Annotated in this window: 13 protein-coding genes; 7 read left to right on the top strand and 6 right to left on the bottom strand. The window is 64.8% G+C overall.

Translation table 11 applies throughout. The features are described from left to right. The 7 genes from ETD96_RS44875 to ETD96_RS18625 form a co-directional block, all read left to right on the top strand. The coding region (locus ETD96_RS44875; protein WP_171069100.1) for a hypothetical protein at positions 1 to 2,034 on the top strand (2,034 nt) is incomplete at its 5' end. Continuing rightward, positions 2,031 to 2,999, top strand: coding sequence for a hypothetical protein (locus ETD96_RS18600; protein ID WP_138637730.1), 969 nt, complete (start codon positions 2,031 to 2,033; stop codon positions 2,997 to 2,999). The genes ETD96_RS44875 and ETD96_RS18600, both read left to right, overlap by 4 nt. Then, entirely contained in the window at positions 2,999 to 8,461 is a 5,463-nt protein-coding gene (locus tag ETD96_RS18605; RefSeq protein ID WP_138637731.1) for a DEAD/DEAH box helicase, read from the top strand. Before ETD96_RS18600 ends, ETD96_RS18605 begins: the two co-directional genes overlap by 1 nt. A gap of 467 nt (positions 8,462 to 8,928) precedes the next feature. Beyond that, positions 8,929 to 10,215, top strand: coding sequence for a hypothetical protein (locus ETD96_RS18610; protein ID WP_171069101.1), 1,287 nt, complete (start codon positions 8,929 to 8,931; stop codon positions 10,213 to 10,215). Positions 10,216 to 10,221: 6 nt separating this feature from the next. Then, positions 10,222 to 11,367 (top strand): hypothetical protein, encoded by a 1,146-nt coding sequence (locus tag ETD96_RS18615; protein WP_138637733.1) that lies wholly within the window; start codon positions 10,222 to 10,224, stop codon positions 11,365 to 11,367. Then, on the top strand, positions 11,364 to 13,094 hold the full coding sequence (locus tag ETD96_RS18620; protein ID WP_138637734.1) for an Hsp70 family protein: 1,731 nt from the start codon (positions 11,364 to 11,366) through the stop codon (positions 13,092 to 13,094). The genes ETD96_RS18615 and ETD96_RS18620 overlap by 4 nt, the downstream gene beginning before the upstream one ends. 159 nt (positions 13,095 to 13,253) lie before the next feature. Further along, on the top strand, positions 13,254 to 14,657 hold the full coding sequence (locus ETD96_RS18625; protein WP_138637735.1) for a peptide deformylase: 1,404 nt from the start codon (positions 13,254 to 13,256) through the stop codon (positions 14,655 to 14,657). Positions 14,658 to 14,727: 70 nt separating this feature from the next. Here ETD96_RS18625 and ETD96_RS18630 read toward each other — a convergent pair whose 3' ends face one another. The 6 genes from ETD96_RS18630 to ETD96_RS18655 form a co-directional block, all read right to left on the bottom strand. After that, positions 14,728 to 15,186 carry a hypothetical protein gene (locus tag ETD96_RS18630; RefSeq protein WP_138637736.1) on the bottom strand — a complete coding sequence of 153 codons (459 nt, stop codon included), beginning with the start codon at positions 15,184 to 15,186 and terminating at the stop codon, positions 14,728 to 14,730. Next, positions 15,176 to 16,231 (bottom strand): hypothetical protein, encoded by a 1,056-nt coding sequence (locus ETD96_RS18635; RefSeq protein WP_138637737.1) that lies wholly within the window; start codon positions 16,229 to 16,231, stop codon positions 15,176 to 15,178. Before ETD96_RS18635 ends, ETD96_RS18630 begins: the two co-directional genes overlap by 11 nt. A 25-nt stretch (positions 16,232 to 16,256) precedes the next feature. Further along, positions 16,257 to 18,170, bottom strand: a complete 1,914-nt coding sequence (locus tag ETD96_RS18640) for a hypothetical protein (protein WP_138637738.1) — start codon at positions 18,168 to 18,170, stop codon at positions 16,257 to 16,259. Continuing rightward, positions 18,167 to 18,895 (bottom strand): toll/interleukin-1 receptor domain-containing protein, encoded by a 729-nt coding sequence (locus ETD96_RS18645; RefSeq protein ID WP_138637739.1) that lies wholly within the window; start codon positions 18,893 to 18,895, stop codon positions 18,167 to 18,169. Before ETD96_RS18645 ends, ETD96_RS18640 begins: the two co-directional genes overlap by 4 nt. Before the next feature lie 10 nt (positions 18,896 to 18,905). Further along, entirely contained in the window at positions 18,906 to 20,198 is a 1,293-nt protein-coding gene (locus tag ETD96_RS18650; RefSeq protein ID WP_138637740.1) for a helix-turn-helix domain-containing protein, read from the bottom strand. Positions 20,199 to 20,490: 292 nt separating this feature from the next. Beyond that, positions 20,491 to 20,916 (bottom strand): tyrosine-type recombinase/integrase (locus ETD96_RS18655; protein ID WP_138637741.1); only part of this gene is annotated, 426 nt, incomplete at its 5' end.

Below are 20,916 nucleotides of genomic sequence, written 5' to 3' on the forward strand. Positions count from 1 at the left end.
GGCTTCGGAGCGTACGCAGCGTGGCAGCACGCGCTGGAGGAGGCCTTCTTCAGCCCGGACTGGGACGGCCATCCCGTCGTCATGTACGTCGATGACGCGGAGGGAGCTGCTCTACAGCAGCGTTTCGACGTAGACCTGCCTCTCGTACAGGCGGTTAAGCAGGTTGTCCGGCCGGAGCGCCCGAAGCCGTACGACGCCATCGAGCAGTACGAGCTACGCGTGCGCAACAGCGACGACGCGCCGGCCGTGCTGCCGCTGCTCGCTTGCTCAGTCATTGCGGCGACCAGGATGGCCAACGATGGGCGGCATCGAGCGAGCAACTACCACGACCAGTTCTCGCAGTTGCTCACCGAGCGAGATGGTGTCCTGGCCTCGCACAACTATCTCCCGATCGCACACATGTGGCAGCGGCTGGCCTCCTGGCAGACCCAGTGGGGTGCCTACCGCGGGCTATGCACCATTCCCTCCCCGGAGGATCTCCCCAGCAACCAAAGCCGCATCGGCTACGCGATCTCGCAGTCGCTACTGCGGGGCACGGACCGGCAGTTGCTGCCACAGTTCTTCTACGCAATGCGTCAGCGCGATGACTCAGCGTGGCCTCTACCAGGCGGCAGGCTGTTGCGCCTGCTGATGTACTGGGGCCAGCGAGAGAGATTTTCACGTGGGTTTCAGCGTGCCATGGAGGACCGGGAGCTTCGTCCCATTGTGGAACGCCTGTTGGGCAACCTCGCCAACGTGTGGGACGGCTCGCCGGAATACGTCAAGGTAGGGATTCCTCGGGCCGAGTTGCTCGTGCGGTTCGAGAACCGGAGGCTGGGTTGGCTGGCGCGGCTTCCCCGTAAGGGGGCGGCAGAGTACTCACTACCTGACGGAGTGACGCTGCGCAGGCTTGGAGACACCGAGTACTACAACGTAGATGGGCTCAAGCTGCCTGATGCACACACGCTGCGGCAGGGTGTCCAGCTCCGTGGTGAGGATGTCACGGTGAGCCGTCCGCCATCGTCTTTGGTCGTCCTGTGCCACAACGCCCCGCTTGACTGCCGCACCAGCGTCGACCGCTTCGTCCCCGGCGAAGAGCACATGATCCTCGCGGCTCCCGAGGCCGAGGGAGACCTGGAAACCGTGCTGCAGCGCGCCGCCTCAACCGGAAAGGCTCGCGAGGCCGGGAAGCTCTCGTGGGTACCAGAAGGTTGGTCCCTGCGCTTTCGCGTTCTCTTCGACGACGCGATCACGTTGAAGCAGGCGATCCGCGACGTTCAAGGCGCCATGCTGGCGACACAACCCGCACCCCGGTACAAGCCCTACCTGGAAGGTGGGCTGCCGCTGGCTCCACAGATCAACAAACGCCTCTACTTGACCGGGGGCGAGCCCGATCTCGTGATGCCCGACGGCGCGACCGGCCAAGTACTGCTCGATGGGCAGCCGCCCGACCCACCGTTCCCGCATCCGGGTGAGTCGATCCGGCTGTGGACACGGCAACTGGCAGCCAGCAGGCACGCCGTCGAGATCGAGGGCACTGAGGTCTCGTTCATAACCGCTGAAGGACTCCCGGACCTGGTAGAGCCGAAGGAGGTAGTGGGCTTCCGCGTCGCCGAAGCGTCCGCCGAAGGGTTCGCTACCACCACTGACCAGTCAACAGCAGCGCTGATAAGGGGTGCTGAGGTCGGTCTGGCAGGCGTGGATGTCGTGCCGCGCGTTGCCCTTTGCCGTAGGGGAGCAGAGAAGACCGTGTTCCTCTCCTGCGACGGGCGTGCCTGGACGGTGGCCGAGCCGGAGCCGCCCGCATGGTGGTCGCGGCTCGACGACTCACCCTCCGGGTATTACTTCGAACTCGAACTCCACGGTCCGGGTGGCTGGATTGTGCAGCGGCGCAAAGGTACTTGGCAGGTAGAACCGGCCTTCCCAGTCGAGCCGATTTTTCAGCCCGGTCCCCAGCACCATCCCTGGGCCGCTGCTGTCCTGGAGGCTGCTGAGGGTGGCCGTGACCCATTGTGGAAGGCCTGCGTCCGCCTCGCCGAGGAGGTCGAGAATTGATCAGCATCAGCAACCTGCTGCTGCGCTGGGTCAGCGAGCTCGGCGGCGGCAAGGTGACGGATCTGCGGGCTCGAATCCTGCGCACCGCCCGCAGCCGCGGGCTCGAGATTCGCGACGGCGCGGAGGGGCGGTGGATCCGTGATGTCTCCGCGCTCGGTCACCTGGATGTGGACTGGCGGCGCGGAATCTGGTCGATCGCCCCGCCCACGCTGACTCGGTTGCCGTACTCGGATGGGCTAGCGCTGATCATCGGCCGCCGGACCGTCGCAGACGAACGTGCTGTAGAAGCCGCGGAGAACGAGTGGGCGATCGTCCACCAGGTGATGAACGAGGTGGCTGAGGGGGACATCCCCGTCCCAGATTCCCTGCTCGTGCAGTACGACTCTCCTGATGAACTGCCACAAAGCGCGACCGCCGCAGGATTCTCCTTCACCCCATGTGCGGCCCTGCAGATGTTCGACCTCCTGCCGGATCTTGAGCAGGGGGACGAAGCGGCACCGCCAGCGCCGGGCAACATCCACACCATCCAGCGTTACGACTTGGGAGAACGTTCCTACCTGCCTGCCGCCTCCTACAACGAGGACGGCCTGTATCGGTGGCGCAGCTCCGATTGGTCAAGGCTGGTCCAGGTCCGGCGCGGCACAAGATGGCTGAGCACCGAGCACGAATACGGCGTGTACCTGGAGCTTGCCCGGCTCAGAAGAGGTGTCATGCGGTGGCGTCCCGAGTCGGGGACTGGCCGCGAGCGGGTCGGAACCTTCTTCGTGGATTGGGGTGCTCCCCTTCCACCGCTCCATGCGCGCGCCGTCGTGTTGTGCACGGGTCTGCACCCCTGCTTCAGTGACCTGGCCCAGACCGTCCGCTATGACAACGTGCCCCTCGCGGCGGCTGAGCGATTGGCGCGATCCCTCCAACAAGAACTCGAGGTCTTGCAGCCGAAGTCTGCACCCGGGAAGGCGAAGTGATGGCAGACAGCGTCTCCCAGGCATCCAGCGACATCGCCAGCACTTTCCAGGCGCTCAGGGAAACTCTGATGCGCTACTACGACACCCCCTTCGGGGTCGACGATTCATCGGTGATGGCCGAGCGGCGAGCCCTGCTCGACACCGACGGCGGCACCTGGCGAGAGCCACTACTGGAACTACGTCCGCAATACGTCTCCAGCGGCATGTCTCTGGCAAAGTCCTTCCAAGCTGCCGGCGCGCATCCGCAGACCGCGGAGTTCGCTCGCTTTGCCTTGCCGGAGGGAGTCGACAGCCTCTACCGGCACCAGCACGAAGCGCTCGTCACCGCGTGCGGCGAGGGCCGCGACTTCGTCGTGACCGCGGGAACGGGCTCGGGCAAGACCGAAGCGTTCATGCTGCCCGTTATCGCCGATCTGGTCACCGAGTCGGCCCGCTGGAAAGGCCACGGCGCCGTCCAACCCGCCTGGTGGCGCTCAGGAAAAGAGCACGTGCCGAGCCGCTCCGGCGAACGCGGACACCCCGCAGCATTGCGTGCACTGATCCTGTACCCGACGAATGCGCTGGCCGATGATCAGTTGGTTCGTCTGCGCCGTGCGCTGGACAGTGACGAGGCCCACGATTGGCTGGACCAGCACCGGTCAGGCCACCGCTTCTACTTCGGCCGTTATACCAGCGCCACGCCGGTCGCCGGTCCGCCCGACTCCTATCTGGGGCGGGCCCGGCTCCGGGAGTACCTGGAGGAGCTCGAGAACCGCCGGCGACGTGCCGAAGGGAAGGTCGCGGAAGCCACGGGGGACGCCGACAAAGAAGCCGCGCAAAAGGCTCTGAGCTTCATCCCCCGAGTCGGTGGCGCGGAGATGCACGCGCGATGGGACATGCAGGCCACGGCGCCCGACATCTTGATCACCAACTACTCGATGCTGAACATCATGCTGTTGCGTCCCCAGGAGGCATCGATCTTCGAGGCGACCCGCCGATGGCTGCACAACACCCCCGAGGCCCGTTTCACCCTCGTCATGGACGAGCTGCACATGTACCGGGGCACCGCCGGCACCGAGGTCGCCTATCTACTGCGAAACCTGCGCCACCGGCTTGGCTTGGACCAGACGCCGGAAAAGTTCCGGGTGCTGGCGGCCTCCGCCTCGCTGGAGGCCGGTCGGGACGACGAGTTTCTCGAAACGTTCTTCGCCCTGCCCAGAGGGCGACACAAGGTCATCCCCGGGGCGATGGTCCTGCCCGGGGCCGGCCAGACGGACCTCACCGCGCACGCAAGTGAACTGTCCACCGCAGCCGACCGGACCCCGTCGACATCGGAAGCCGATGCACTGCTCGAGCACACCCACGCAGGGTCGGCAGTGAAGCGTGTCCTGGCGCCTGGTGGCAAGCCAAGGGCAGTCGCGATTTCCCAGGTCGCGGACGAACTGTTCACGGGCGTGTCGGATGAGCGGGTGCGAGAGAAGGCGCTGCACGGTCTGCTGCTTGCGTTGCAGAACGCCTCTGACCCAGCGCTGCCAAAGCTTCGAGCCCACCTGTTCTTCCGTAACGTCCCAGGGATCTGGGCATGCTCCGACCCGCAATGCCCGGAGGTCCCAGTCGACAAGGATCCTCGGCGCCGCGTCGGCCGACTCTTCCGCGAGCCGACCTCGCGGTGCAATTGCGGTGCCCGCGTGCTGGAGCTGTTGTGCTGCCAGAACTGCGGTGATCTCATGCTTGGCGGATTTGCCAATCCTGCCCACCTGGGCAAGGAGTCCTTCAGGGGGTTCCTGCACACCGACTTCCCAGAATTCGATCTACTTCCCGATGAGGCGAGCGGGGTCCCTAACGCAGGCAACTACATCGTCTACTGGCCTCGTACGGATCAGCCGGTGCTCGAGTCCTTGCATTGGACCGCCTCCCGCCTCAGCGAGGGCCCCTCTGTGAGCTTTGAGTTCCGGCGGAGCAGCTACCAGCCGGGCACCGGGCGGCTGGCCAACAAGAAGGTGGACTACACGGGATGGTCCTTCCACCTCGTCCCTGAGCGTGGGAAGGACGGCAAGCCAGCCCTGGACCTTCGGGAACTTCCGCCTTTTCCGACCCGCTGCCCAGCATGCGGAGATATCCGTGAGATCAACCGGGATCCCGACGGCTCCTGGCGGGAGTTGGAAGACCGCCTGTTCGCCGCTCCCATCCGCCGGATGCGCACTGGCTTCGACAAGCTCAACCAGGTGCTGATCAGCGAGGTGCTCGGGCACCTACCGAAGGACGAACGCAAGGTCATCGCCTTCTCCGACAGCAGGGATGCCGCCTCCGAGCTGGCCAGCGGCTTGACATTGCGCCACTACCAGGACCTCTTGCGCCTCCTGGCCGCCCAAGCCGTGACCGAGCAGGGAGATCCCCACGCCGACCTGCAACTGGTGAAGCAGTACTACGCGGATCGACGCGGCACGGATCAAGAGGCACTCAAGGCCGCAATGCAGCGACTGCGTGCTCGCTACCCACGAGAATTCTCCGCACTTCGGGACATCCTGACGGACGATGTCATGGCCGAGCCGGAGAGGCAGCCGGAGCTGGAAGCCATTCTCGGCCGTCTGCCGTCACTCAATGACCTCCAGGCAGATTTGCGCGGGATGCTCCTGGAACATGGCACTCATCCCGGTGGACCGGCCGCTTCCCTCCAGGAACGTGACGGGGTGCGCTGGACAACGCTCTTCGACTGGTCTGGAAACCGGCAGATCAAGGCGGGACTCACCCCGCAACAGGAGGAGTTCCTGCAGCGGGTCGACGACAACCTGCGGCGGGAGTTCCTTTTGTCCCTGTTCTCCGGCGCTGGCCGAGACTTCGAGTCGCTAGGTCTGGGCTGGTTGAGCCTTACTGACGACCGCCGCCCTCTGGACGTTCCCCAGGATTCCGATCTGGCAATGGCCCGCGCCAGCCTGCGGATTCTTGGCCAGATGCGCCGATTCACCGAGATGCGTCCCGGAAGTGTGAGGCCTCCGGTCCCGCTGCGGCGCTACTGGGAGCGCGTTGCGCAGCGCCTCGGCGTCGAGGTGCAGGAAATCCAAGATCGAGTTCTCTCCGTGTGGGGGCCTGCGGTCATCCAGTACGCCATCGACCCCGCCAAGGTGGCGCTGCGCACCGGAGACGGCCAGTTCTGGACGTGTCCGACCTGCCAGCGGCCCCATCTGCACCGCGGGGCCGGGTTGTGCACCAAATGTCAAACTCCTCTGCCCACCGAGCACAGCCGATTCACCGGCGTCCTCAATGAGGACTACTACGCCTGGAAGGCCAGGAACCGGACGGGCAACTTCCCCCTGCGCACGGCGGAACTTACCGGCCAAACCGACCGCCTGGACGCGCAGGCGCGGCAGGCCCGCTTTCAGGACATCTTCCTGGACCAGCAGGACGAACCGAAAACCGACGGCATCGAGGTGCTGTCAGTGACCACCACCATGGAGGCTGGTGTCGACGTCGGCGCCCTCAACGCGGTGCTTATGGCGAACATGCCACCCACCCGCTTCAACTACCAGCAGCGCGTCGGCCGCGCCGGCCGCCGGGACAGCCCCTCTGCCATCGCCCTGACCGTATGCCGCGGGGACAGCCACGACCAGCACTACTTCACTCGGCCGGAGGAGATCACCAACGCCGCCACCCCCGCGCCGTACCTCGCGCTGGGTATGCCCGTGATCTTCAAGCGCGTTCTGTTCGGTGAGGTCCTGCGCCAGGCCTTCGACACGATTGCTGCGGACACCGCCCTCAATGATTTGGAGCTGACTCACAACATCCACGGCCGGTTCGGCCTTGCTGCGGACTGGCCCGCGCATAAGGACGCTGTGCTCCATTGGATAGGGCAGAACGAAGAAGCCATCCGAGCCGTGGGGAACGCGCTACAGGCGGAGACGCCCGAGTCGGTCGCCTCTCTGGATCCGGTGGCCTGCGTCAAGGAACTCCTGGACCAGGTAGACGAGGTAGTGGAAGCCATTGGCCATGCTGAGCTGAGCCAGCGCCTCGCCGAGGCCGGCCTACTTCCAATGTTCGGGTTCCCCACCCGGGTCCGGCTGCTCTTCACCGACCTGCCCAAACGCAGCTTTCCCTGGCCGCCCCCCGAAGCCATCGATCGCAACTTGAGCGTGGCACTTAGCAAGTTCGCACCAGGCGCGGAGACCCCCCGGGACGGCCGCCTGTATCGATCCATGGGAGTCGTTTCGTTCACTCCCGGGCTGCGAAAGCCCAAGCCAGCAGAGGCTTTTGGGCCGGAGCGGCAACTGGCCATGTGCCGAGTGTGCGCACACATCCAGGCAGCCGAGGCCAACGCACAATCCGAGTTCTGCCCTGCCTGTGGCGCGGGTGAGGGCAACTATTCCGCCTTCCCTGTCCGCGAGCCGGCGGGGTTTCGCGGCGGGACGCCCCGTGACTACGACGGCATACGTGAATGGGGCAAGGGCGGTGCCAGCTCACGTACCGCGACGGACCTGGAAAAGGACGCGCCCAGAGTGGTGCGCAGCGCGGATGACTGGCTCGTCGTCCACTGCGGGACCGGTGACCGCTACACCATCAACAGCAACCATGGCCGGCTGTTCCGGTTCAAACGGTCGGAGTCCGCATGGCAGGGGTACTACGCCCTCGACAGTTCGCGGGCCTCCTTCGACCTCGAAACCGCGCTGGGTGCCACCGAGCACACCGACATGCTCTTCATCGGTGCCCGCGGCCCACTCGACACCAGCCGGGGCCTGCGGTTCGACATCTCACGCACCGTGCAGTCGGATGGCTTCCCCGACTCCTACCACGGGCGGCGCGCCGCCTGGTACTCGCTGGCCGCCTTGCTACGGCGGGCGGCGGCACCGCTACTGGACGTGCAGCCAGAGGAACTGCTGGCGGGAATCCACGGTTCGGCGTCGGCCTCCTCTCCCGTCATGGCGTACCTTTCCGACAGCCTGGAGAACGGGGCGGGTTTCAGTACCTATCTGGGGTCCCCCGACCGGATCGAGGAGTTCCTGGACGCGGTCGGCGACTACAGCGAGACCCTTGGCGAGGAGCACGCGGCCATCTGTGGCAGCTCCTGCTACCAGTGCCTGCGCGACTACTCCAACACCCGGCTCCACCCGCTGTTGGACTGGCGATTGGCGCGGGACCTCATCGGCGTCCTGCGCGGTGCCTCTCTCCAGGTAGACGCCGAACGGCACGGGATCCTGCTGGAGCGCTGGGCGGAGGACCGATCGGAACTCGATGCCCAGGTGCAGAGCACACCGCTCGGGAGCCTCGCCCTGGTGGAGACGGAGTTCTCCGAGGAGGCCACTGCCGTGATCGTCAAGCATCCATTGGAAGCCGCGCTCCCGGACTGTATGGCCTCACGGCTGCGGGAGTGGACTCATTACGTCGCCCAGGAGGACCTCGCCACGCGCGTGGCCTTTGTGGATGCCTATTGCCTTGACCGTACCCCGGCCGTGGTCACCAGCGACCTGAACGCGTTCGAGGAGGAGCCGTGACCACGGGGCCGTTGTTTTCACATGCCGACCCGGAGGAGAACTCTGGGCCAACGGTGCCCGACCGGGATGAGCTGTTGCGTCGTGAGCGGCAGCGGCGTCTGGCACGTATCGAGCAACGGAAGCACCGACAGCCAGCGGACAAGGTCCCTGCGGAACGCCGCGAGACGGAACGTCCGGCGAACGGCCAGCCGACCACGCCGGAGCCTCCAGGCCCTCAGGAGCCTCCACCAGGGTTTACCTCACAACGCCAGTGGCAGCAGGCTCTCGACGCTGCCTCTGCAGTGGCAAAGACCGTACGCGAGGCTGGGCATTCTGCAACACAACTGGATCTTTCGGTTGCCTCCATGTCAGCGGGAGAGCTGGCTTCAGCCGTGGTACGCGCAGTGCTCCCGCTTCCACCGGTTTCGGCCGTCTCGCTTCTATGGCAAGGCCATCAGGCCGGGCTCTCGGTGCTTCCCATGCACCAAGTGGCACGCGCCGAGGCACTGCTCAACCGATCGCCCGGCATGCTCACCAGTCAGGAAGGCTCCGAAGCAGACCCCGACGCGGAGACGGCGTGGCAACTGTACACAGACTATGAGCGCATCAGGTACGTCCAGATGCCCGTAGAACGGCAACACCAGCTACTCGAGTATCTACCCCTATCGGTGGTGGACGACCTCATCGACGCCGGGCGGGTGAGTGCCCAGGCCATCCCTGGAGGCGGGGAACACCGTCTCTACCTGCTGGCTCGGCTTGCCCCCCGGCGGATGAGCGGGAAAGAGCTGGTAACACTCGGTTGGCGGGAGGAGCTGGTTCGTCGAGAATTCAGCGCCCGGCTCGCCCGCGGCGATGTGGAGGCGCTGCAGGACATAGACGCGCTGAAGGGTGCGCAGCGCCAGCTGGCCGTCGCATTGCAGAACGTACGCCGCACGGGCAAGCTCCCGAGGGAGCTTACAGATCAGAGGTGGTTGTGGCCGGCGCTGGAACGGCTCGCGCCCAACGCTGCGGTCAGCCTGCGTGAGCATAAACCATACGTGCGGTGGCTGCTGGTACGCCGGATCCTTCAAGGCATCCGGGTAGCCCACCTGGCGCGACTACACGGAGACGAACGGAAGTACCAGGTCATGCTCCGGACTGCCTGGGACAACGCCACGTCGCTGGAGGAGTCCCGGGCCCCAGTAGGTTGGGAGGCCAGGAATGCCCTTGCCTACCTCATGGTGATCCGCGCGCGACGCGACCCGAAGTACGATGACGCCTTGGGTGTTCTCACCCCTGCGCCAGGGCAGGCGCTGAGCGAGGACAAGCTTCCACAGGAGGCACAACTGCGCCTCGCAACAAACCGAGAGATTTTGCACACCCTGAAGGACCAGCATCAAAGTACTCACATACTCAACCCTTATGCCGCTCTCGGCGTATCAGACGGCTTTCCAGGTTGGAAGGACCGCTGGCGAGAATTGCGCAGATCCCTCGACGCGGATGGCGAAGCCGAAGTCAATGAAGCCAAAGACGCGATCCAAGGATGGGAGCGCGGACGGGCACCCGTGGCACCCTTCGCACTGCCCTTGATGCCGGATAAGTGGGCGATTCCGCGAACCAATGGCCGCAACCCTGGCGGCGAGGCCACGCCTATGCACCGCAGGACCCCGCCACCTGCCCCCCATGAACAGGAGTTTGCTCGCAATCGCGCGGCACAGGGCATCGTCTTGGCCGCCTGCGGCTACGTTGGTTTGGTGTCGGAAATGCGATCAACAGAAGCTAAATTCCAGAGGTGATCAGCGATGGACAGGAAGCCTAAGGGAGCCGCCAAATCTCCCAAGAAGGGCGCCAGCGTCAGGCAAGTCGATAAGGACAAAGGTCATCCACGCAATCATCGGAAGCGATCGGCCAAGGAGTCGAAGAAGCAGGAGTCCGTCCAGAGCAGAAAATCCCGGCCACGCCGCGAAGGAACCAAGGGCAATAAAGCAACCGATGTTACTTCTCCACAGATCGTGGTCACCGTCGGACATGGCCACCCGAGGGTAGAACCGGAAACCTACGATGCCGCAGCGCTGTTGAAATCTGTGCTCGCTGCTGTCGAGCCAAAGATTCACGAGAGGCTTGCGTCGTTGGCCGAGACCGCCGTCCCGAACACGAGCGATCCCGAGACCGACACCGAGACAGCTCGAGCAGTGCAGGCCGTCGGTCGACAGATCACCGAAGCAGTGCGCGCTGGAATCGTGGAGGGCATGCGCGTACGGGAACGACACCTGGCCCAACTGGCGGTGATCGACCGCGCCGCCGCACAAGCGAACAGTCTCTCCAGCCTGCAAGCTCGAATCTCGGCTGAGATGGAGCATGCGGGACTGCGCCGGGTCTCGGACCTCGCTGACCTGTCCCCCTTCAATCTGGCAGTTGCCCCCGGTTCATCTCCTGCGTCGGCCGACAGCCCGGAGGACTATGAGCTGGTCACCCCGGCCTATGTCGAAGCTGACTCAGGCCGGGTAGTGGAACGCGGGTGGATCAAGGTAGCTGAGGCTTCGCTCCTACCCGCTGGCAAGGCCCACGGGCGAATGTCGCGGGAACACGGCAGCAAGCAGCATAGAAAGGACAGCGGCACGACGGCTGGAATCGAAGAGGCGAAGGGGATCAGCCAGCGATCCGGCGCTGCTGCACATGCTGGCGAGGAGCAAGGGCGGCCTGTACAGCACCGGACTACAGGGAGCGGTGGGGCTTCGCCCCTGGGAGACGGCATAGCAGAGGAGGAACCGTCGCCAACGGGGGAGCCTTCCGCCCGCAAGGAAAGCGAAGTTATTCCCGTTCATCCCAGCACGAAGTCAGGTTCCACGAATCCGACGGCTCCTGGTTCCGTTCCAGTAGCGCGCATTCTTCCTCAGAGACTCAGCACCGCGGAGACTGACGACCAGCCGCCCGGGAGGAGGCCTTGACCTACGGAATCGACTTCGGCACCAGCAACTCGGTCGTCGCCCGATACAACGACGGCGGTACGGAGGTGCTGCCGGTCGGCAGCGAGAGCGTGCCGGCCCAGTGGTACCAGCCCGAGTTCGAAGCGCTGTTCCCGTCCGTCCTCTCGGTCCGGGACCTGCAGCGCACGTTGTGCTTCGGCTGGGCAGCCAAGACGACGCGAGGCGAGCCCGTCGACGCCGTCAAACGGCTACTGGGCGCCCGGGCCGCGACGGGTACCGACCCGGACGAGTCGGGAACTCCGCACTTGGGCGAGGAACACGTATGGATCGCCGATCAGCCCTTCCGTAGCACCGCTGTGGCGGCATCCTTGTTCGCGCAGATGAAGTCCGCCGGCGAACGTAATCTCCTGGAGCTTTCGGAAGCCGTCGTCACCGTCCCGGCACACGCGACCGGTGGTGCCCGTTACCGGACACGCGCTGCGGCCAGACTGGCGCGCATCAAGGTCAAAGCCCTGCTCAACGAGCCGACTGCGGCGGCCATCTCCTACGTCAACGACGTCGACATCCCCGGCAACTTGCTGGTGTTCGACTGGGGCGGCGGCACCATCGACGTCACCATCCTCGAGTACGACGGCAAGTACTTCGAGGAACAGACCTCCCGTGGTATCGCTGCGCTCGGAGGCCTGGAATTCGACGAGACCCTGGCCCGTGTCATCCTGACAAAGCTGGGGCAGGTGCCTGAGCGACTGACCCGCCACGAACGCCAGCGGTGGCGGCGCAATGTCGAACTTACGAAGATTGCACTGTCCCGCCGTGAGGTGAAGGAGATCCCCTTCGACATTCCCGAGTTGGGCACCACGGTCACCATCTCCCGCGATGAGTACCTGACCGCGGTCACCCCGCTCATCCAACATGCCATGGAGCCCCTCCAGCAGGCTCTAGACGACCTACGCTACGGCCCTAATGACATTGACTCTGTCCTGATGATCGGCGGCACATCACAGATACCCGAAGCCCGCGAGGCTGTCGGACAGCTTCTGGGTGAGGATCGCATCGTCGATCCAGGGCTATGCCATCCGATGACGGCGGTGGCCCGGGGCGCAGCCATCTACTCAGCGGCCCTGGACGATCCCGATAAGTACGAACAGTTCACTCTCGTCAGCAGCCACGCCCTCGGAACGGCCTTCGCCGCGGGAGCTCGCAAAGGATTCAGACCGATCATCAAGCGCAACAGCACGTTGATCGCAAGAGGTGAGGAACGATTCACTCCTGCGAAGCCTGGTGCATCCTCACTCAACGTGGAAATCATCGAAGGAGAAGAAGGGTATCCAGCCGACAGCGACCGCGCCTTCCCGCTCTCTCGGCTGGAGGTGAGGCTCCCCAAGCCCGAGCGCATTCCGGACGACAACGCTGTCCTCATCCACTTTCGCTACGACATCAGCGGAATCCTGCACGTCAGGGTCACCCATGAGCGCACTGGCCAAGTATTGAGAGAGAACGAGATCGACTCCTTCGGCGAGGACGGCACTCCTCTCCAACAGGGCCTGGACAGCGAACTCGAGCGTCTCCTCAACTACATCGAAATCCCGTTCCCTCACGCTTCTCAGTCGGAGCCGACTCCTCGCCTTGAGAAAAACGAAACTACTGAACCCGTCGAGCAGCCGAGTGCAAAAACCATTTCTCCGCCCACTGCAGGCAATTTGGATGGTGCACTCACAGTCAATGGGGTATCACAGACACAACTTTAAGCATCCGGACTCCGACGCACAATCTCGTTACGGGAGCAAACCGGCAAAGTCCCAGCCGGAAGACCGAGATCGTGACGACCGGAGAGGCTCCTAGCCGACACCGCCATCGGACAGGTGGTCGCCCTACAGTTACCTCTACCGTGGGCATCTTTTGGCGAGATGCTCGACAAGCTGGGCGGCCGGGACATGGGTCTGCTCCCCCGAGTCCATGTCTCGAACCGTGATCACCATCCAGCCAGCGAGGACTTCGCACGCAAGGCTGATGGTGTGCTCAGCGCGGATGGCTCGTTGTGGCAGGCGTGGCGAGCCGACGGACCGTCCCGAGCCGTCGGCGCTGGCGCCGGTACGAGCAACGTCGAGGGCCTGGTCGTGGAGGAGGACCATGCCCGGTTGGAATACGACGGGACGACGTATCGGCCGATGCAACGGCGCCGGCTGTTCAACGGCGGCGCCGAACCGGTCACCCGCTACCTGATTCGCATCAGCGTCGATCGCTACCCCGGCCGACCTGACCAGTCCAACGCCCTGTATCGGGCCCGGCCGCTCACCTGGGACGAACTCGCGCTGACCGCGTCCTGCGACGGCGAACCGATGAACTGGCACCCCAAGCAAGATCGCGACTCGTTCAAAGAGGCGTGGCTGTGCCTGGACAACGACCGCGGACGCTTCCCCCTCTACCCTGGCCAGCATTCGACCATCGAGTACGGCTACCAGGTCGACGACGGCCGATGGGGTCCATGGTTCCAGAGCGCTGTCCGCTTGCCGACACGTCGTCTGTCGGTCGAGTTGGTGTTCCCGGCCGAGCTGGACCCGGTGGTCTGGGGCACCGAAACCTCCACCACCGCAGAGGCCGTCCCCTTGCGCACTCCGATCACACGCACCGAGGACGGGGATCGGCTGGTGTTCTCGTGGGCCACCCAGGACCCGCCGATGGGTGCCCGCTACAGGTTGGAATGGCGGTTGCGCGCCCGCGATGACGATACCGACCGGCCCCGTCCCGAACTACAGACCGCCAGCGACCGAATGAAAGCCGCCGGCATCGTCCAGCGTGGCGAACCGATCCTGGCCACAACGGCTCGCCCGTTTGATCTGCCCGCCGAAGCCGCTGAGGCCGACGATGTCATAGACCAATTGTTCGCCGCGATGCAGCGAGTCCGCGAACACGACGTGTTCGGCAAAGGCATGGGGCTGGCCACCCCCCAGATCGGCATCGACCGCGCCGCCGCTGTCATCGCCCCGCCTGATCCCGACGCCGAGCCGCTCGTGCTGCTCAACCCTCGTGTGACCAACGCATCGCCCGAGATCGACGAGCAGTACGAGGGTTGCCTCAGCTTCTTCGACGTGCGCGGCCTGGTGCCTCGTCCGCTCCGGCTGGAAGTCGCTCATATCCGCCTGGACGGGCAGTCGGTAGTGGTCGTCCTCAACGCCGCACTCGCCCGCCTGGCCGGGCACGAGATCGACCACCTGTATAGGCATCTCTGCACCGACCGGATGCGCGAGAGCGTCCACCCGATCTCTGTAGAGCACTACCGAGGAACCGGCCAAGCCTGGTCTTACCGCTGAACTCCCATAACCGATGACCCGTCAGCGACATTCCGCCCGTGCTCGCGCGGCGACAACACCCGCCATTTAACTAATTAGCAGGTCGGAGCGCATCATGTTTGTCGAGGCGCTCGCCGGACGTCGGCGCCATATGGAAAGTCGCTCCTGAAATATGGCCAGCTTGGATAATAGAACCAAATTGCATGTCTCCACTGATGAAGTTGGAGATGGTCTCCACGGGAGACGGCGTGGGCGCAGAGAGAAGGCGTCGCAGCGCATCTACGGCCGTTTCGTCTGAGCGTAGAAGGGATTCCAGGCGGGAGCGCCAATGACTCTCAATGGCCGCCACTTTCGCGTCATCATGCTCGAGGCAAGCGGTCACAAGCTCCACGCGTGAGATCTCTAGTTCCTCCAACGGCGCTTCGGCGGGAGCGGATTTGCCGAGCATTCGTGCGAATCCGTCCTTCACCCGGGCCCAGGAATCGGAGACCATCAATCCGACTAGTGCGGTTGCTCCGCTGCTTGCCAGTGCGGCCAGTTCAGCTTCCATCGGCTGCCTCTCCTGTGGGCTCGGTGTCGGCCAGCGTGTCGTATCGGTGTATCAATTCCTCGGCCAGTTCCTGCCATCCGTGCGCGGTGGCCCAGTCGGCCACCTGCCGGGCGAACAGGCGGCGTTGGGGGTCGTGCTCATCCAACCGGATTGCCTGAAGGAGAGCATCGAAAAGGTCACCTGCAGACTCCTTGTGATCTGGTGACCAAGCCGCTGATCCATTGGGGCCGGGTTGGCCGTTCGGCGCGGCGAATCCTGAGATGAACGAGTGGAACGTCTCCGGCACATCGCTGTTGTTCGCGGCGGACGAGAGTTGCGCGAGAAGACCGATGTCGTTGACCGTCTTCTCCACCTGATCACCGTTCCTGGCGAGCCACCAGACCACGGCGCTGCCGGGGTTCTTCAGAACGTCACCGCCGAGGTAGTCGCGTTTGCTCAGCTCATATTTGCGCTCGTGCTCCCAGACGGCTTCTTCCTTGCGAACCGTGGCGAGTTTGTCCAGCCGCTCCTGATCGTTTTGGGGAAGGACGAGTTGGACCGACTCGGCCATCGTCCGAAGCCGTCCTGTGGTTTCTGTTCGCATCTCTCCAAGCGCGCCGGCCAGTTCGTGCCGGACGAGTGAGGCGTGACTCGGATCTCGTAACTCGGTGATCTTTCGGGCACGCTTCACCACGGCGTCGACCGCGAGAGCGGCGGGATTGATCGCAGACTCGTCGATCACAGCCGGAGTCGGTGACCAGATCACCGTAGCCGAGAATAGGAAGTTGTAGTCGGGCAGTTCGGTCGGCAAGGGGACGTCGGTGACGCGCGACCTCCTGACGTTCGCCGCCGGGCTGGCTGCGTTTCCGGACGTGGGCTCAAAGCGCGAGGTTCTGGCGGCTCGTCGCCCGGTTGGCCATGTCAGGAGCAGCAGGCCGGCGCCGAGCGCGCCCGCCGTTCCGAGCGAGATCAATAGCGGCCAGGGGGCGAAGAGGATCAAGCCGATGAGGATCGCTCCGCCGGTGACCGCCAAATACGGTGTCACGATGTTCCGGCCGGTGTTCATGGGGCCCTCCGTTCGTCCACGTGAGTCATGCTGTCCGGGCTCCCCAGGCGGCGTTGATATCCTGAATGACCAAGTCACCAAGCGGTGCCCACGCTTCCCGCTCGCGCGTCATCGCGTAGAGTCGAGCAAGAACGGTGGCCTCTGCCTCGCCTCCGCCTACGAGGACGTCGAGGAGCGCGTGCCGATTCCGTTCGTCTTCGGCGGCGACATGCAGCCATCGCCGGATGGTCGAGGTCCACACATCGTGCGGACGCCGAGAGAAGACCAGGGACCAGCCGATGGTCAACTGTTGGCGCACTGTGCTTTCGGTGATGGGAGCGTGATCGCGTCGTCCAGGGTCGGTAAGCGCTTTGGGGTCGACGAGTTGCAGGAACAGATCAATATCACGGTGCCATCTGCCTGGCATGAACTTCGGATCTGTGAGACGGGTCAGCATCTGCCGACGGAGCCGAGGCGCGCCGCTGACCAACTCGATCAAAGTCTCGCGGGCCCGAGTTCCGCGCTCTCGCCTTGCAACGTGGTGCAGCCGGACCAGAGCCTCGTCGGGATGCCGCGCCATCATCTCGTCACGGCACGCCACAATGATCACTTCGGCGAGCCGTTGAGAGAGGCTGTCCGTACGCGCCCAGTCGTATATCTGTCGACGAAAGGACCGGGCCTGCTGCTCATCCCGAAGTCCGCGCTGCACCACCACAGCTGCCGCTTCCATCTTGCGGGTCGTCGTGGGATCTGTGGTCCACTCTTCAACCAGAGATACCAGCGTCGGTCGGTAGCGCTCGTTCAAGCACTGCTCGGTGAACCGCTCGACCAGACTCCTCCGTTCGCCAGCGGAGAGGCCGGGTGAGTCGGCAGTCTGCTTAACCCAGTCCTGTAGCGCGTCACGGAGCTCCGGCATATGAGCCCAAAAATACGAACGGAGCGCCGCATCATAATTGAGCTCCTCGAATTGGACGCTGCCGGAAGAATCGACTTCTGCGCCGATCTCCTTGAGCCGTTGGTCGAGGGGGACGCGCTCCAGGAGTGGGCTGTCCTCACACGGATGTGCGACAGCGGTGAGAAGACTGGCGCCGGCCTGGTGGATCACGTCGGCATGTGCTCCGTGCAGCATGGCGACGGCGAGCAGCAGCGCGCGCTGCCGGCCCGCAGTGAGTTCGGCCACTCGTTCGGCCACGTCCCGCGCCTGGCGGGCCAACGCCCGAAATGCCTCCTCGCACCAGGTTGTGAAGCTGCCCTCGCGGTGCTCGTCGCGAGCCCTGCGGATCAGCCCGACATATTCGTCGACCTCTTCCATGCGGCGGTCCGCGTCCAGAAAACGTAGCGGAGGAAGCGGGGCCGGTCGAGGAATCTCCTCCGCCAGCAGGTAGCGGGCCAGCACCTCATCGACGGCCGGGCGCTGTATCTCAATGCGGTATTGGTCCAGAGCTGAACCGAGAGAACCGGTCTTGTCCGGTAGGACGATGACGAGATGCGCGTCGTGGTCGTGCACCGTTGCACGTAGTGGGGACAGTTCGTTGTGGACCTCATCCCACTGTCTCCCTGCGACCCGGGACAGATCCAGCCACACCAGGTCGCCGTCACCGACATGACTACGATCGATGCGCGGTGCATTCTCGTTCTCCTGTAGCACCAGTTCGTGGATCTGCCTCCGATCATCTCCGAGTTCCCACAGGAGCATCTTCGCCGCGGCGATCCTGCCACTGCCCGGGAGCCCGTCAAGGAACACGCTGCGGAAGGTCTCCAGGACGTCTCGTGCCCTGCCCAGTCCCGCTGGCTCAACGAAGCGCCGTCTCAACCACCGCAACTCGTCCGTGGGCTGCTTGCGGGGAGAGGCTCCGAAGGACTCGCCCCGCAGCAGGTAGTAGATGTTGTTGATGTCTCCCGCTCCCGCGTGCATGCCTCCGTGAAAGCCGGAGGCGTGCGCCTCGAAAGAGTCGCTCAACGCTCCTCCTCGTTTCCCCTCGCCTGGCCGAAGCGGTGACCGACTCCGCCGTGGTTATCACCGTGGATGTAGGTCGCCCCGTCACCGGAAAAATGCTGGGTGTTCTGGTTAATGTCGCCTTTCCCGGTGTGGACGGGACCCTGATTGCCCTTGATGACGGTGCCGACGTCGCCCTGGACGTGGCGGCTTTGGATTACCGTCCCGCGGGTGTCGCGGGCCGTGTTGTATACGGAGCCGGTGTCGGGGGATGGGGCGGCCTGCCGGTCCGACTTCCTAAGCACCGGGGCGAGTTCGGCAAGGAAATCGCCGATACGCCTGATGTCCGTCTCGTTGTCGCGCGGGTCCAGCCTGAGGGATTGGACATCGGCGAGGCGTTCCAGTTCGGTCGGTAGCTCGACGGCTTTTAGGCGGGCGGTTCCACGGCCCTTGAGGACCGGGATGACGGTAGTCTTCGAGGCGAAGGCCTCCAGGATCTCCCGGCGCACCCAATCGCTCTCGTCGCGCAGCCGGGGGTCGCGAGCCCAGTCGGGACCTATGATGGCCAGGAGGACCACGCTGTTGTATACGGCGTTGAGGAGTCTTTCCGGGTAAGCCTGGCCGGGCTGGATGGACGTGGTGGCGCGGAAGATCCGCTCCTTGCCGAACCGGTGGGACAGTCCCTGTTCCAGTATTGCGGCCGCCTCGTCGCCGTCGCCAGTGCGGTAGTTGATGAACACTCCCTGCATCGCGGTCTCCTCATTTGCGGGTGGTCGTCCCTAATGCGGTACCGAGTTCGGGTGCCAGTGCGCGCACCGATCGGTTCTTGGGGTGGCGAGACAGCGTGCGCGCGAGAGCACGCAGATCGGTGGCGACGGTCGCCGAGCCGATCGTGGTGGCCCTTGGCAGCAGTTCCTGGGTGAGCCGGCAAGCATGGTCGATCTCGCCGTCCGCTGCGTGGGCGAGCGCCCGCCGTAGGCCGAAGCGGACTTGCGTACGCACTGCCTGTTCGGGCACCTGTGCTAGCTGTGTTTCGATGATCTGCGCGGCGGCCCGTGGCCGCCCCAGGTCGTACAGGCACCAGCCCCTGACCATCTCGGCGGGATCGGTCAGGTTCGTGGTTCCGATGACCGGGGCGCCCGAGCCCTCCCCTGAGCAAGCGAGCAGGGCGCGGGCCTGCTCCAGGCTCCGCATGCAAGCGTGGTAATCGCCGGCGAGAGCGTGTCCTTGTGCTTCCCGTTGTGCCGCCAGGCCACGGATCCGCGGCGTCACATCGCTGCTCTGCGCCTGCCGGGCCAGCCCGATCGTTCGCCCGGGGTCGCCGCGGTAGAGCGTGACGAGTGCGCGCCGGACCAGTGAGTAGGCGGCGAGATGGTGATCACCACCGGCGTCGGCAAGGTCGACGGCGCGCTGGGTCCACCACAGCGCGCCATGCTCGTCGCCGGTTTCCTGCACCAGCCAGCCGATGTACTCGGCGTAACGGGACCCGAGCCGTAACAACGCCTGGCGCGTACGTGCACCGGCAGTCTTGGACAGTTCTTGGAGGGCGTGGGTCTGTGCGATGAGAACGGGTAGCAGCAGCCCGGGGCTGGTGGTCTGACCGAGCTGCCGATATTGATCGAACAAAGATCGGAATGTCCCGACAAGCGTCGTGTCCTCGACGTTGGTGGAAATAGCAGGCAGGCCGATGCTCACACCCGCGATTGACGCGGCGCCAGCCGCGACCGCCTGTCGTCGGCTCATGGGCTGGAACCGGCTTTGGCCTTGTGAGGACAACTGCATCAGCCACACCTCCTCATCACCATCTGCATCTACGGTGACTCCAATCCCGGAAGGGTTCTCGGGGACCAGCGCTGCGAGCGCTCCATCGGCGGCGAGCGCGGCATCGCAGAGGCGAGCCAACTCGCGGCTGGGCTTCTTGATGCCTCGCTCGACCTTGCTCAGCTGGGCCTTGCTGTAATGGACCCGCTGGGCCAGTCCCGTCAGCGTCATGTCGGATTCCAGGCGCCGTCGTCGAAGTTCTGCTCCGAAGTCAGTGGGCTGCTGGACCACATCAACCTCCGTCACCGCCTGTCCGAACAGCCGGGAGTCACCGCCAGTAAGACTGCGGGCCCTCGGGCCGGGAGGCAAGACGATACGGGCGTTTCCCGTTTCCTCTTCGAGGTAATAGGACGTAGCCGCCTTTGTCGATAAGTGGAGACCTGATCGGCGCTGATGTTGGTTCCGTCCGTGCCACACGGCCGGGCCGGGCGGCCATCAAGATGCGCGGGGGGTATCTCTCTTGGAGCGAGAGATACCCCGTTACTTTGTAATGCGCGAGTTCGCTGGGGTACAGCTACCGCGGCTACCGAGTGGCTGACCTGCTCCGAGTCTTAGCGGGGGCCTCTAGGGCTGTTTCGTCGGCGTCGGGGAGGGTGTGTAGGTAACGCTCGGTTGTTGAGATCGAGGCGTGGCCGAGGCGTTCCTTGACTACCTGGAGGTCGGCGCCGCCGTTGAGGAGCCAGGAGGCGTGGGCATGGCGCAGGTCGCGCATGGTGGGTCTGAAGTTGAGGCCGGCGGCGGCCCGGGCGGGGTACCAGATCTTGCGGCGAAACCAGTCGTTGGGGATGTGACCGTCGGTTTCGCGGACGCGTCGGGGGCGCGGGTTGTCCTTGCCGTTCGCGCGGCGGGCGGCTCGGTAGAGGGTGAAGGCGCCTCGGCAGTAGTCGCAGCGGCAGCGGCCGGCGGTGTGCCCGCTCAGGGTGCCGTGGTTGTAAGTGCGGCCCTTCTC

The organism is Actinomadura geliboluensis (assembly GCF_005889745.1).
In the GTDB taxonomy this organism is placed as follows: domain Bacteria; phylum Actinomycetota; class Actinomycetes; order Streptosporangiales; family Streptosporangiaceae; genus Spirillospora; species Spirillospora geliboluensis.